Annotated in this window: 17 protein-coding genes and 2 pseudogenes; 4 read left to right on the top strand and 15 right to left on the bottom strand. The window is 42.3% G+C overall.

Annotated features, from left to right (window positions below; genetic code table 11):
• Positions 1–29 precede the first annotated feature (29 nt).
• The 12 genes and pseudogenes from AC5JM2_RS26075 to AC5JM2_RS26020 all read right to left on the bottom strand — a co-directional run.
• Positions 30–179 (bottom strand): annotated as a pseudogene (locus AC5JM2_RS26075) (transposase); the annotation flags it as partial.
• A 39-nt stretch (positions 180–218) separates the two neighbouring features.
• Positions 219–938, bottom strand: coding sequence for a bifunctional dihydropteridine reductase/dihydrofolate reductase TmpR (gene tmpR, locus AC5JM2_RS26070; RefSeq protein WP_495837721.1), 720 nt, complete (start codon positions 936–938; stop codon positions 219–221).
• Positions 938–1,414 (bottom strand): NUDIX domain-containing protein, encoded by a 477-nt coding sequence (locus tag AC5JM2_RS26065; RefSeq protein WP_495837720.1) that lies wholly within the window; start codon positions 1,412–1,414, stop codon positions 938–940. The genes tmpR and AC5JM2_RS26065 overlap by 1 nt, the downstream gene beginning before the upstream one ends.
• A 291-nt stretch (positions 1,415–1,705) precedes the next feature.
• Complete coding sequence (locus tag AC5JM2_RS26060; RefSeq protein WP_495837752.1) at positions 1,706–2,050, bottom strand: ArsR/SmtB family transcription factor; 345 nt, start codon at positions 2,048–2,050, stop codon at positions 1,706–1,708.
• Between the two features lie 64 nt (positions 2,051–2,114).
• Positions 2,115–2,666, bottom strand: coding sequence for an acetyl-CoA carboxylase biotin carboxyl carrier protein (gene accB / locus AC5JM2_RS26055; protein ID WP_495837719.1), 552 nt, complete (start codon positions 2,664–2,666; stop codon positions 2,115–2,117).
• Positions 2,667–2,798: 132 nt separating this feature from the next.
• Positions 2,799–3,356 (bottom strand): elongation factor P, encoded by a 558-nt coding sequence (gene efp / locus AC5JM2_RS26050; protein WP_210613601.1) that lies wholly within the window; start codon positions 3,354–3,356, stop codon positions 2,799–2,801.
• 818 nt (positions 3,357–4,174) lie between these two features.
• Complete coding sequence (locus AC5JM2_RS26045; protein WP_495837718.1) at positions 4,175–4,351, bottom strand: hypothetical protein; 177 nt, start codon at positions 4,349–4,351, stop codon at positions 4,175–4,177.
• A 5-nt stretch (positions 4,352–4,356) separates the two neighbouring features.
• Positions 4,357–5,310: a pentapeptide repeat-containing protein gene (locus AC5JM2_RS26040; RefSeq protein WP_495837751.1), complete on the bottom strand. Its 954-nt coding sequence runs from the start codon at positions 5,308–5,310 to the stop codon at positions 4,357–4,359.
• 11 nt (positions 5,311–5,321) lie between these two features.
• Positions 5,322–5,538: pseudogene (locus AC5JM2_RS26035) on the bottom strand (pentapeptide repeat-containing protein); the annotation flags it as partial.
• Positions 5,539–5,588: 50 nt separating this feature from the next.
• The gene (locus tag AC5JM2_RS26030; RefSeq protein ID WP_495837717.1) at positions 5,589–5,831 is read right to left on the bottom strand and encodes a hypothetical protein; all 243 of its coding nucleotides are present in this window, start codon (positions 5,829–5,831) and stop codon (positions 5,589–5,591) included.
• Positions 5,832–5,892: 61 nt separating this feature from the next.
• Positions 5,893–6,021, bottom strand: a complete 129-nt coding sequence (locus tag AC5JM2_RS26025) for a hypothetical protein (RefSeq protein ID WP_495837716.1) — start codon at positions 6,019–6,021, stop codon at positions 5,893–5,895.
• A 57-nt stretch (positions 6,022–6,078) separates the two neighbouring features.
• On the bottom strand, positions 6,079–6,648 hold the full coding sequence (locus tag AC5JM2_RS26020) for an REP-associated tyrosine transposase (protein ID WP_495837715.1): 570 nt from the start codon (positions 6,646–6,648) through the stop codon (positions 6,079–6,081).
• Positions 6,649–6,861: 213 nt separating this feature from the next.
• Here AC5JM2_RS26020 and AC5JM2_RS26015 point away from each other — a divergent pair, with 213 nt between their 5' ends.
• From AC5JM2_RS26015 to AC5JM2_RS26000, 4 genes are all read left to right on the top strand, one after another.
• Complete coding sequence (locus AC5JM2_RS26015) at positions 6,862–7,584, top strand: pyridoxine 5'-phosphate synthase (RefSeq protein WP_495837714.1); 723 nt, start codon at positions 6,862–6,864, stop codon at positions 7,582–7,584.
• A gap of 115 nt (positions 7,585–7,699) precedes the next feature.
• Complete coding sequence (locus tag AC5JM2_RS26010) at positions 7,700–8,395, top strand: SnoaL-like polyketide cyclase (RefSeq protein ID WP_495837713.1); 696 nt, start codon at positions 7,700–7,702, stop codon at positions 8,393–8,395.
• A gap of 87 nt (positions 8,396–8,482) precedes the next feature.
• A complete protein-coding gene (locus AC5JM2_RS26005; RefSeq protein ID WP_495837712.1) occupies positions 8,483–8,812 on the top strand; it encodes an MgPME-cyclase complex family protein in 330 nt (109 codons plus the stop codon).
• 111 nt (positions 8,813–8,923) lie between these two features.
• Positions 8,924–9,655 (top strand): hypothetical protein, encoded by a 732-nt coding sequence (locus tag AC5JM2_RS26000; protein ID WP_495837711.1) that lies wholly within the window; start codon positions 8,924–8,926, stop codon positions 9,653–9,655.
• 34 nt (positions 9,656–9,689) lie between these two features.
• Here the strand turns inward: AC5JM2_RS26000 and AC5JM2_RS25995 are convergent, their stop codons facing one another.
• From AC5JM2_RS25995 to folD, 3 genes are all read right to left on the bottom strand, one after another.
• Positions 9,690–10,163, bottom strand: a complete 474-nt coding sequence (locus AC5JM2_RS25995) for a divergent PAP2 family protein (RefSeq protein ID WP_495837710.1) — start codon at positions 10,161–10,163, stop codon at positions 9,690–9,692.
• A 127-nt stretch (positions 10,164–10,290) separates the two neighbouring features.
• A complete protein-coding gene (gene crtE, locus AC5JM2_RS25990) occupies positions 10,291–11,217 on the bottom strand; it encodes a geranylgeranyl diphosphate synthase CrtE (RefSeq protein WP_495837709.1) in 927 nt (308 codons plus the stop codon).
• A gap of 119 nt (positions 11,218–11,336) precedes the next feature.
• Positions 11,337–12,215, bottom strand: coding sequence for a bifunctional methylenetetrahydrofolate dehydrogenase/methenyltetrahydrofolate cyclohydrolase FolD (gene folD / locus AC5JM2_RS25985; protein ID WP_495837708.1), 879 nt, complete (start codon positions 12,213–12,215; stop codon positions 11,337–11,339).
• Positions 12,216–12,413: the final 198 nt, after the last annotated feature.

Genomic DNA, 12,413 nt, shown 5'->3' with positions numbered 1-12,413 from the left:
TGAAAGACTAGGTCAATAAGCTTATGTGTTTAGTACTTTTGAAAAGTACTAAACACATAAGCAGACCTTTTAATCAGCTTCAACTTATTTTTAAGATCTTCGACTACAGCATTTGTAGTTATCTTGCCAAAATAGGCAAAGATTTCGTCAAACCATTGAATTATGAATGTTTTTACTGTCTGGAAAGTATTGTGTCGCGGAAACTAACTAATTTCCTACTACAATTTCCAACCTCCCGATACCTCCAAAATTTGTCCTGTAATGTAATCTGCCTCGGGACTAATAAAAAAACAAACAGCATTACTTATTTCTTCTAAGGTTGCCGGTCGTTTTGTCGGTAGCTTGGGGATCGTTTCTTCCAAACCAATGGAATTTTCTACGACTCCTGGGGACACTACATTAGCAGTAATATTGTCTTTAATTAGCTCCTGAGCTAAAGATTTGGTATAGATGATTATACCAGTTTTAGCGATGATATAACCTGTATCTTTCTGGCGCGCCACTAGATTCTGGGCGCTGGCGCAAGCGAAATTGACTATCCGTCCCCAATGAGATGCTTTAAGATGGGGAAGTGCTGCTTGAGTAATGTAGAAAGTGGCATTAAGATTGGAGTCAAGAACTTCCTGCCACTCTTCTACTGATGTTTCGCTAGTTAGTTTGTAGAGGAAATTGCCAACATTATTAACAACAACTGACAAGCCACCAAGTTCTTTGGCTGCACGTTCTACCAAGGACTTAGCTTGATCGGGATTGGTCACATCTGCTTGGAGGGCGATCGCTTTGACTCCATGAGTCGCTGCTTCCTCACTAGCTTTACTTGCGGCTTCTCCACTCCGGTTATAGTGAAATGCGATATCAAATCCTTGACTCGCTAGCTTGAGGGCGATCGCCCGTCCAATTCCTCCCGACGAGCCGGTTACGAGGGCTTTTTTTAGCATTATTGTTGAACTTTATTGTGATATAGTTTATCGATTTGCTTTTGCAGATAATCCAAAATCAATACGCGGGTGTAGGTATTAAGAGGATACTCTGTTGCCCTTTGGGGAGTAACCCATGCCCATTCCTCAATTTCTTCGTTGGGTGTGATGGTTTCGCCCTTCGAGAACGCGTAGTAGTTCACCATAATGAAATGGGCTTCCTGCACAAATTGTGAATCTAGAACTGCTTCTTGTAGCAACCCAAAGCGTACATCAGTCAACTCTAAACCAACTTCTTCTCGAAACTCTCTTTTCACTGCAGCTTCTAGCGTTTCGCCCCATTCCACTTTACCTCCCGGTACACCCCATGTGCCTCGCCACTTGGTCGTTTTGACTATTAAGACTTGTCCATGAGGATTAACAGCAAGTGCCCCTACAGTCGTTAAAGGGAAATGCTTCTCCACAGATATTTGTCCGATTGGGGTTTGATTTTGCATCACTTTGCCTTAACCATCTAGAATAACATCTCTGAATTAAGCATTGACAGAAAGCTGATTATGTGATTATAATCTCACTTTCTGTTTTAAGTGTTCCAAATATAAAGTAAATACTAAGACATCAGTCTATTCACTTTGTTTAGTACCTTTGCACCAAAAATGTTCAGTTTAATACTGAATAAGCGCGGACTCGCCCGTGGAGTTATTTTGTGTTCTGTGTTCTGCATTTTGTTAGCGTAGCGGGGCGTTTGCGTAGCGCCCCCTAAGGGGCTAGCCCGTTTTTCTCAAGAATTACTTGGTATTTAAGATCCGAAAATTACGGGCTTGCTGTTCTAACCTGGAGGCTAGTCGATCGCAAACCCTGTTACACAATTCAAAAATCATTTCATCTTCAACTCGGTAATAGGCACAGGTTCCTTCACTGCGACGACTAAGGATTCCGGCTTGCCACATGACCTTCAAATGTTTTGATACATTAGCCTGAGAAGTCTGTGTTGCCTCTACCAATTCTTGCACGCATTTTTCTTCATCTCGCAGCAAATGCAACAGCCGTAGGCGCATAGGTTCACTCAAGAGGCTGAAGTATTCAGCCACTTGTTGCACGACTTCTGGCGGTACAGGCAACGCTTGTTTCATCAGGGCAGACCCGTAAGGACTCATTAAAAATTTAACAACTAGGCATCGATATATAGATTAATACTTAATCTGGGTTAATTCGCATCAAAGGTTGACCATATTCCACTGGTTCACCGTTTTGTACGAGAATTTCTATGACTTGTCCGGATACTTCGGCTTCAATTTCATTCATGAGTTTCATGGCTTCTATGATACATACAGTTTGACCGCTCCTAATGCGATCGCCGACTTGCACAAATGGTGCTTCGCCTGGACTCGGCGAACGATAAAACGTTCCTACCATCGGGGAAGGGATTTCGACAAACTTCTGTTCTATGACAGAAGAACCAATCGGTGGTGACTGTACGCCCCCAGTGTTGCTGTCAATACCGCGATTTGGCAAGGTTCCCGTTACGGTCGGAGGCGACATCACTAAGGGGATAGGCGGTGGAACTGGTGTGTTTGGTGTACCAACCGCCCCTAACCCCGCTTGAGGTGCTGTTGACAACATTGGAGGAACGCTTACAGCCTTACGAACTGTGAGTTCAAAATCGTCACTTTTGAGCGTGACTTCTGCAATGTCCGTTTGTGCAATGGTTGTCAACAGTTGGCGGATTTCATTAAAGTCCAATGGCACAGTTTTCCTTACCTCATGCAATTAGGTCGTAGAGAGACTTTATCTTTTGAAATGAATTTGTATAGTTAGGCAGGGATGGGAATCCCTGTTATAGATGAAAATTGGGATTTACATCTAGAGGTGAGAAGAAAGTTACTCCCTGCCAAGGTATTTATCGTCACGGGTGTCTATACGGATGCGTTCTCCTTGAGAAATAAACAAAGGAACCATCACCATTGCTCCCGTTTCCAAAGTTGCAGGCTTAGAACCACCAGTAGCAGTGTCACCCTTAACACCTGGATCTGTTTGGACAATTTCCAATACTACGGAGTTAGGCAACTCAACTTCCAGGACTTGGTCGCCCCAGCGAATAACATTGGCTTCCATACCTTCTTTGAGGTATTTTACGCGATCGCCAATCTGTGAGGCACTCAATCTGCCTTCTTCATATGTTTCCATATCCATAAAGACGTATTCATCACCTTCTTTATAGGTATGCTGCATTATGCTTTTTTCCAGGTTAGCTTGTGGAACTGTTTCACCAGCGCGGAACGTTTTTTCCACCACGCTTCCACTTTGAACATTTTTCAATTTCGTCCGCACAAAAGCAGAACCTTTTCCTGGCTTAACGTGGAGGAATTCCACCACGCGCCAGACGGACCCATCTAATACTATCGAAACACCGGGTCGAAAATCGTTGCTGGAGATCATGAAGCTTTTAAAATTTTGGGAGACAATCGGGATTTATTTTAACCTCCAATAGGAGTGATTAGTTATTTCTTTGATCATTAGTTATTAGTACTTAGTCAAAAACCAACAGTTATCCTTCCTCCCCGACTTTCCCTGCGAACTTCACTTTTTTAGTATGCCAGCAACATGATATTAGCTGCTGCGGCTGAAAAAGACAGCAGCAATGATAATTAACCCTAAAAGCGCCAAAGGTACCCAGAGATTGGGAAAATCAGACAAACTCATAAAATCAAAAAACAAAAATCAAAAATTATTTTTCATCAAAAAGACGACAACTTTTTTGGAATTGATTAAATTCCAGTTGTCCAACTGCCTAAATTTTCGATCATCCTGCGTTGAAGTGAACAACTCTCTTATCTCAATAAATTGTTCACTGAATCTTGACGAATAAACAAGTCTGTGCATATGCATTAGGAAACGAACAATGGTCAGGACTTACGCAACTGGCACATTTTTATTCCAACTGTCACACGGGTATAATTTGACTATAACGTTTATAAATCAAGATTTACGAGCATTTACCTCAGTTTGAAATATATGTGCCAGTTGACCTTATATTGTGACGCTTGCGTAAGTCCTAAATGGTGTTGCTTGTAGGGCTGAAGGGGAAGTGCGATCAAGGTAATACCTCTCGTCATTGCGAGTGAAACGAAGTGGAGCGTAGACGCCCGGAGGGCGGCTTCCCGATAGCCTTCTGGCGTGGCGTCAGCCATAGGGTAGCAATCTCCCCAGAGCCAGCTACTACAACAGAACACAATTTCGTATGAAAAGCTTTATACTTAGCCTAAACCCAGAAACTTGGAAATCAGCGGCAACAGTTTGCTACACGCCTCAACCAATGTTGCTGCACTCGGTAAGCCAGCAACTGTACCTTTTAAAATCTTCATAGCCGTTTTCGCTCCCTTTTGCATCGCTCCTTCTTGAGGATTTTTCCCAGCTTCTGCTAAAGCTTTCACTTGTTCTAATGCCTCGTACTTTCAATATTCCACGCTTCTACGCAAGCACCAGTCATTTGGGCGCTGGTAAAATCAGTACCAACAGCTTGAGTAAGAGTTAGGTTTGCCGATTCTAAACAAGCCCGTTGGAAGGTGGCTTCAGTTATGTCAGCGCCTTTGAGATTGGCTTCTTTCAAGTCTGCGCCTATGAGATTTGCACCTTTCAGGTTAGCACCAGCATAGGATTTTCCCCTACCATCGCCTGTAAGAAGCAAAAACAAAACAGATAAGTTAGATAATATCGAATTACCGACTCTGGCAAAGTAGAGATATTTTGATTCGTAAAAACGAGTGCGTACCAGTTTCGCCTTTCTAAAATCTGTACTTTTAAGGGTTGCACCAGTAAAATCAGCGTCAGTTAGGTCAGCACCTCGGAAGCTAGTTCCACCTGTAGCAGCAAAGGCTATAGCAAAAAAGCGTATAAAAGTATCCTTTCTGTATCCAATTGTTACGCTATCCAAACCAATGTAAATACCCAGTTCAGAAAGTAATGCAATTACACCAATGACCAAATTTCCAGACATTGCTGATGACAATATTAAAAATGAAGCTAAGAACCAGGTTATACGATAGGCTATGTATCCAGCAAAGATAAATACTGAAGCCGTGATACAAGCTAGGGAAAAAGAGAAAGTTATGGCAATAGGTACAACTATAGGTACAACAAAGAAAAAGCTTAAAACTATAGGTTTCAAGGAAATTAAGCTTAAGGCATTATTGTAAATAAAGAATGTTATGAAAACTGATGCGACTATTAAGCTGATGAATAATATTGAAACTCCTAAATCTTTTGTAAAACCCTTACGAATACCGATTAGAAAAAATCCTGCAACTACAAATAAGCAGATTATGCTAGTAAAAAGATTATGAGGATTTTTTATTTCAGTTTCAGTAAAGTATACTGGCAATAGACTAATCATACATGTCAAATATCCTGATATTATTGCCAGCAGCCATGAGATTATGAGTAATCCAATTACCCAACGTCGCTGTAATCCAGCTTTAGCACCTGTGAAGTCAGCATCTTTGAGAATAGCGTTGGTAAAATTTGCCCCTCTAATATCTGCACCGCTAAAGTTTGCTCCTGTCAGGTTTTGACCTTTAAAAGAGCGCCCTCGGAGATTTTGACCGGAGTAGTCTGGCGGCATAGCTGAGTCAGGAAGGGTTTTTGTTTTAGAATTTATACAATGTGACTGTGCTATTTTCCGGATTTTGTCAAAATTTCGTCAAACAGATGTGTTGTACTATCCTGAAAAATGCGATCTAACATTCTAACATTTTGTAGTATCTTCAATAAATGCGATCTGCCGCTATGCTGCAGCGAAGCTATCGCCCCGACGGTGGGCATTAGTGTGTTCCTCATAGATTTCAATATTTTGGGCAATGCCCACCCTACCTCTAAGCTATCTTCGAGAAATGCGATCGCCCGTAGGGTGGGCATTGCTTACGAAATCTTGCAATATGTTCTAAAAGATTAAGAGCAATGCCCACCTTACTCTTATTCACTTAATAAATGCGATCGCCTGTAAGGTGGGCATTACTGTATTCTTGATAGATTTCAATATTTTGGGCAATGCCCACCCTACCTCTAAGCTATCTTCGAGAAATGCGATCGCCCGTAGGGTGGGCATTGCTTACGAAATCTTGCAATATGTTCTAAAAGATTAAGAGCAATGCCCACCTTACCCTTATTCACCAAATACCATCTCAGCGAAATCTGGAACTTGGGGCTTTTTACCACAACAGCTACAAGCCCAATCAGCTTGATATCCGCCTTTTTTTACCCATCTGTGAAAACTCGAATACTCCCATAAGTGGGGACAGGATACTAACCCATGTTTAACTGGATTGTAATGGATGTAATCCAAATGCCTTGCCAGATCTATTTCATCACGAATAGTGTGTTCCCAGAACCGACGTTGCCAGACATTACTCTCTCGGTGTTTGCGTCGCGAAGCTGAAACATTCTGAGGTAATGACTTTTTACCCCGTAGCAATCTTGTAAATAGAACTTTTAACCGGGAGACTCGTTGCGAGTAATCTAAATCATCTGATGGTAACGTCCAAAGGAAATGAATATGGTTGGGTAAAATGACTGCTGCAGTAATTTCAAAGGGTTTTTCAGTCCGTGTCTTGGCGACAGCAGTCCGCAAATGACAGATATTTTCTAGTTCCGAAAATAGAGGTGTGCGGTAGTAAGTCACCAGAGTTAAGAAAACAGTTCCACCTGGGAGATAGGAGCGACGATATTGGGACATATTGGGTAATATTAATAATTTTGGTGGGCATTGCCCTATCAGATTATTGTTATAAAGTATACTTTTTGAAGGGCAATGCCCACCCTACCTCTGTGCGAGAAAGAATTGTTAAGCGTTAAGAGCAACATCCAGGTTCATGAGTCAGGTAAATAAACAACCGATATTCCCTGGTAAAATCAAGACCTGAAGACTGTGTATAGGGAGACAATCAAGTTGCCTACACTTGGTGTAAACATTGACCACATCGCCACGATTCGCCAAGCGCGGCGGACGGTGGAACCAGATCCCGTGGCGGCGGCAGTACTAGCAGAATTAGCTGGTGCAGATGGTATTACGGCACATTTACGGGAAGATAGGCGACATATTCAAGAACGAGATGTCCGCCTCTTACGACAAACAGTGAGAACGCATCTGAATTTGGAGATGGCGGCGACAGATGAAATGGTTGGTATTGCCCTGGATATCAAACCCGATTACGTTACTTTAGTACCCGAAAAGCGAGAAGAAGTTACTACAGAAGGCGGACTAGATATTGCTGGTCAGATTGATAGAATAGGACAGGTAGTTGATAAATTGCAAAGCGCTGATATTCCTGTCAGTCTGTTTATTGATGCTGAAAACTCACAAATTGAAGCTTCTGTCAAGATCCAAGCAAAGTTTATTGAACTGCACACTGGGCGATATGCTGAGGCTAAGGATGAAACCAGTCGCGAGCAAGAATTAGCCTTGCTATCCAAAGGGTGTGAGCAAGCAATAAATGCAGGGCTACGAGTGAATGCTGGACATGGACTCACCTACTGGAACGTCTATTCTGTGGCTAATTTGCCGGGGATGGAAGAACTAAATATTGGTCACACGATTGTTAGCCGCGCCGCACTCGTTGGTATGGAAAGAGCAGTCCGTGAGATGAAATTAGCAATGCGGGGTCAACTATAACAACAATCAACAAGCAACTAACAGCATAATGTAACAATATTTGGGGTTCGACTGCGTAAATCTAAAAGTCTTTGATATGTTCAAGACAGAGATTATTCTTTGACGGTACTTTTTTATGAGCGCAACACAGTCGAACAATACTCCCGTTTGGATACAAGATAGAGACACAGTGATTGCACATAGTCGTGACGCCCAGTGGCGCTATCAAACCCCCCCAGATTACTCTCGCTCAAAAGAAAATCTTGCAAAACAAAGTACATACAACCACGTTGAAGGTTCACTAGAAGCGATTGTCCAAAACTTAGTCAGAACCTTTGAAATGGAAGCATCGTTTAAAACCAATCCACAGCAGTGGTTATCGGTTGTGAACGAACAGTTTCGTATGAGTAGTAATGGTGGTCCTGTTTATACAGCGTCAGATGTGGTAGAGGGTGGTACTTATAATTTGTTTATTAGCGATACAGAAGAGTACAAAGCTTCAGAAGAAACTTTTGAATCATCAGCCAATCTTTTCCAGACAGCGTTTCCTCAAGGATTTTTGTGGGAAGTGCTTGAGGTTTTCTCTGGTCCACCAAATGTTACATTTAAATGGCGACATTGGGGAACTTTTAACGGTTCATACAAAGACTATACACCAACAGGCGAGACAGTAGAGGTCATCGGTATGAGCTTGGCGCGTGTTACTGATGATTTAAAAGTTCTTTCTATTGAACACTACTTCGACAACAGTCTCTTCCTCAAAAAGCTAACAAACGGTCAAAAACAAACAACAGTCCAACAGCAGGAAGGTGGTTGTCCCTTCCATTCCTAAATCAGGTACTTTATATTTTAGTTATTGTGTAGGACATAGCGCAATCCTCTGTGCCCTACACAATAACTAGATTAACCAAGGATGAAAATGCAAACATACTATTACGTTTTGGCAAGTCAACGGTTTCTCCTTGAAGAAGAACCGATGGAGGAAGTTCTGAAGGAACGCACTCGTCACTACCACGAACAAGAAAAAGAAATTGATTTTTGGGTGGTTAAGCAACCAGCTTTTCTGGAAGCACCCCAAATGTCACAAGTGAAGGCAAAATGTCCTCAACCAGCAGTCGCGATTATTTCTACTAATCCTCAATTTATTACCTGGTTGAAACTTCGCTTAGAATATATTCTCACAGGTGAGTTTCAAGCTCCTTCACCAGAAATCCCTGATGCTTTGGCATCTCTAGCAGCCGTATCTTAATGTATGATCATTAGTCATTAGTCATTAGCCATTAGTTATTAGTTATTGGACTATAGACTACTGACTAATAGCTAAATACATTAATATTTTGATACAAATTAAGAAAATTTTATGTATAAGAGTGTTGTTCAGAAATTTCAGATACCAAATACTTTAGTCAGTAGTTTATTGCTAGGTATTATCGGGTTAAATGCTGGCATAAATTCTGCTTCTGCTCAACAACAAAACATTCCTGTCTGTCAACCTCCCAATTCCGGTGAGTATCTTTTGTTGGTCAGTAGTCCCACAGCAGAGAATCAGAAGCAATTACGTCAAGCTTTACCGTCCAGTACTAACACAAGCACTTGTAGATATCTCAAAAATACGGTGACACGAATTGGTGGGTTTAACAAGGCAGATGATGCTAATAGTTGGGCTAGGTATATCAAGAATATAGTTGGGTTATCTGCTATTGTCACCACTCGACCATCGTCACAAGTGGCACAGAAACCACCTACGGTTACACAGAAACCACCTACGGTTACACAGAAACCGCCTACAGTTACACAGAAACCTGCTACTCAGACAGTAAACAGCTATAAACCCGAACGTTTGGGACAGGGTTTAGCTGTATTAGTAGATTACTATAACCGCCCAGAAATGGTGAACAAAGTACGAGAAGTGGTTAAGGGAGACGTAGGTTTTGTTTCCTACGGAGAACGTCCTTATTTGCTGGCTGTTTACACGAAAAATCAAAAAGAAGCATACAGTACACTGCAAAAATTGAGCGATCAAGGTTTTTTTGCTGTAGTTGTAGATAGTCGCAAAGTGATGCTACTGCGCTCATCTGTGCGTTTGCAGTAGCCTTCAGCAAAATACAGTCAGGTTTTTTGGTTGATCATGGACTGACAACCAACACGCCGGTTGACTTTGCCAACCATGAGATAGTTATACCTAACGCCGAACCCACAATAACTTGGACAGGAGTGTGTCCGAGTAATTCTTTGAGGCGATCGCCATCAAACTCTGGGTGTTCGTGAAACAATTCATCAATCATTTGATTAAGGATACGGGCTTGCTTTCCAGCAGCTTGACGAACTCCTGCGGCGTCATACATGACGATAATGGCAAAAACCGTTGCCAGTGCAAATTCCGCAGAACCCCAACCAAGAGTTTGCCCGACTCCAGTTGCAAGAGCTGTTACTAGTGCAGAATGTGCACTAGGCATCCCTCCAGTTGTGACTAAAACTCTAATATTTAGCTTACGATTCTTGAGTAGTTCGATGACAAGCTTTAATGCTTGAGCCATCAAACAAGCTCCTACAGCAACCCACAACACTCGGTTTTCTAATATGTCGCCTATATCCTGCATGCTATTTTGATCAGATGGAAAGTTATGAGTTGTGAATGATGAATTCTCAACAGAGATATGATTTATGAATGATAGATTATATAATGTAAGTTTGCCCTGCTTGTATCATTCATCATTCATTGTTAGTTTAATTTTTACGACTGATGATAAAGTGTGCTAATTCCTTTAAGGGCAACGCTTTATCTCCAAAAGGTTCTAATTCTGCACAAGCATCCTCAATGAGTTCTTGAGCTTTTTGTTTTGATTCTTCGAGTCCCCAAAGACTCGGATACGTCACTTTTTGAGCCTGTAGGTCTTTACCAGCAGTTTTGCCCAATTGCTCGTCGGTTTGAGTGATATCTAGAATGTCATCAATAATTTGGAAAGCAAGCCCAATGTTTTGGGAATAGCGAGACAGTCGCTGCACTTCTGTTGATGATGCTCCTCCTATTATGCCACCACAGACCACACAAGCTTCTAAAAGAGCACCTGTTTTATGGCGATGAATGAAATTCAACGTTTCTAAAGAGATATCTGTCTTTCCTTCTGATTCTAAATCAAGCACTTGACCACCAACCAAGCCTGTTGCTCCCGTTGCATGAGCCAAACGAGCAATGACCTGTGTGACTTGCTCTAGTGGTACATTGTGAGTATGACTGATGACATACTCAAATGCGTAAGCTAATAAACCATCCCCAGCCAAAATAGCAATGTCGTCACCATAAACTTTGTGATTTGTCAACTTACCGCGACGGTAATCATCATTATCCATTGCTGGCAAGTCGTCGTGAATGAGCGACATTGTGTGGATCATCTCCACAGCACAAGCGGTTGCCATTGCCATATCAATAGTACCACCCATCATCTCACAGGTCGCAAGGCAAAGAATAGGGCGCAAACGCTTACCCCCAGCCATGAGCGAATAGCGCATTGCTTCGTAGATCTTTTCTGGATAACGGATGGAAATAGATTTATCCAAAGCAGCGTCACAAAGCTTTTGTCGCTGTTTGAGATAAGCTCGTAAGTCAAATTTGACTTCCTCTGGAGTTTTTTGAATGTTATCGGCTGCTACCATTCTTAAATTCCTTAGTGTTCTGTTATATACGTAACAATTTTACGGGAAAGAGTCATCCATCATTCGTTCTTCGCCATTTGTGACGTTTTTACCAAAAGACAAATGACAAAAGACAATTTCTAACTATGGGAGCGTTGGCTATAGCTATTAACCGTATTTTGTAGCAACATAGCTACAGTCATCGGACCAACACCACCAGGAACTGGCGTGAGAAATTCCGCAACACCAGCAATTGACTCAAAGTGGACATCACCAACCAGACGACTTTCACCGCTTAATTCTGTCACACGATTTATTCCCACATCTACCACAACAGCGCCCGGTTTCACCATCTCAGCAGTAATGAGTCCTGGACGACCTGCTGCTGCAATTAGAATATCAGCATTTGTGGTGATGGACTGCAAAGAGTGCGATCGCGAATGAGCCACAGTTACAGTCGCATCAGCCTCTAGCAGCATCAAAGCCAGTGGTTTGCCTACCAAAATACTACGTCCCACCACTACCGCATGCTTTCCGCTCAAAGGAATAGCATATTCTTGCAACAGCCGCATAACTCCAGCTGGAGTGCAGCTACGTAAACCAGGTTCTCCTCGCACCAGTCGCCCTAAATTAATTGGGTGCAGTCCGTCGGCGTCTTTGTCTGGCGCGATTTGATGCAAAAGCGTCACAGCATCCAAGTGATCGGGTAAGGGTAATTGCACGAGAATACCATCCACCCTTTGATCATGATTGAGTGCGGCAATCACTTGTTCGAGTTCTGCTTGAGTCGTTTGTGTGGGAAAGTGCTTGCCAAAAGAGTCAATACCCACTTTCTGGCAAGCTCGTTCTTTGCCGCGTACGTAAGCTGCTGACGCTGGGTTATCACCCACCATCAGCACTGCTAAACCTGGCGGGCGTCCTATTTTGGGTTGCAATTGTCTAATCGCAGCACAAAGTTCTAGCTGAATTTTGTTAGCTAAAGCTTTACCATCAATGAGTTTGGCGGTTTTTGTTTCCATGATAATTCAAGAGAAGTACGCAAAGCGCCAAGGCGCGTTGTTGTTTCATGCTTTCCTTAGCAAGCAGCAAAACCACATTCATTATCTTCTCAGATTGGTTGTCTAAGAAGACTTTAGAAACCAGAATTAGCAAATGTTGCTTGTAGAAATTAGGCCCTGTACAAATTAACTGTCATATGCATCACGAAATTTGGTTGT

It is taken from the genome of Brasilonema angustatum, assembly GCF_059505445.1.
This window is presented reverse-complemented; position numbering and strand designations above follow the sequence as displayed.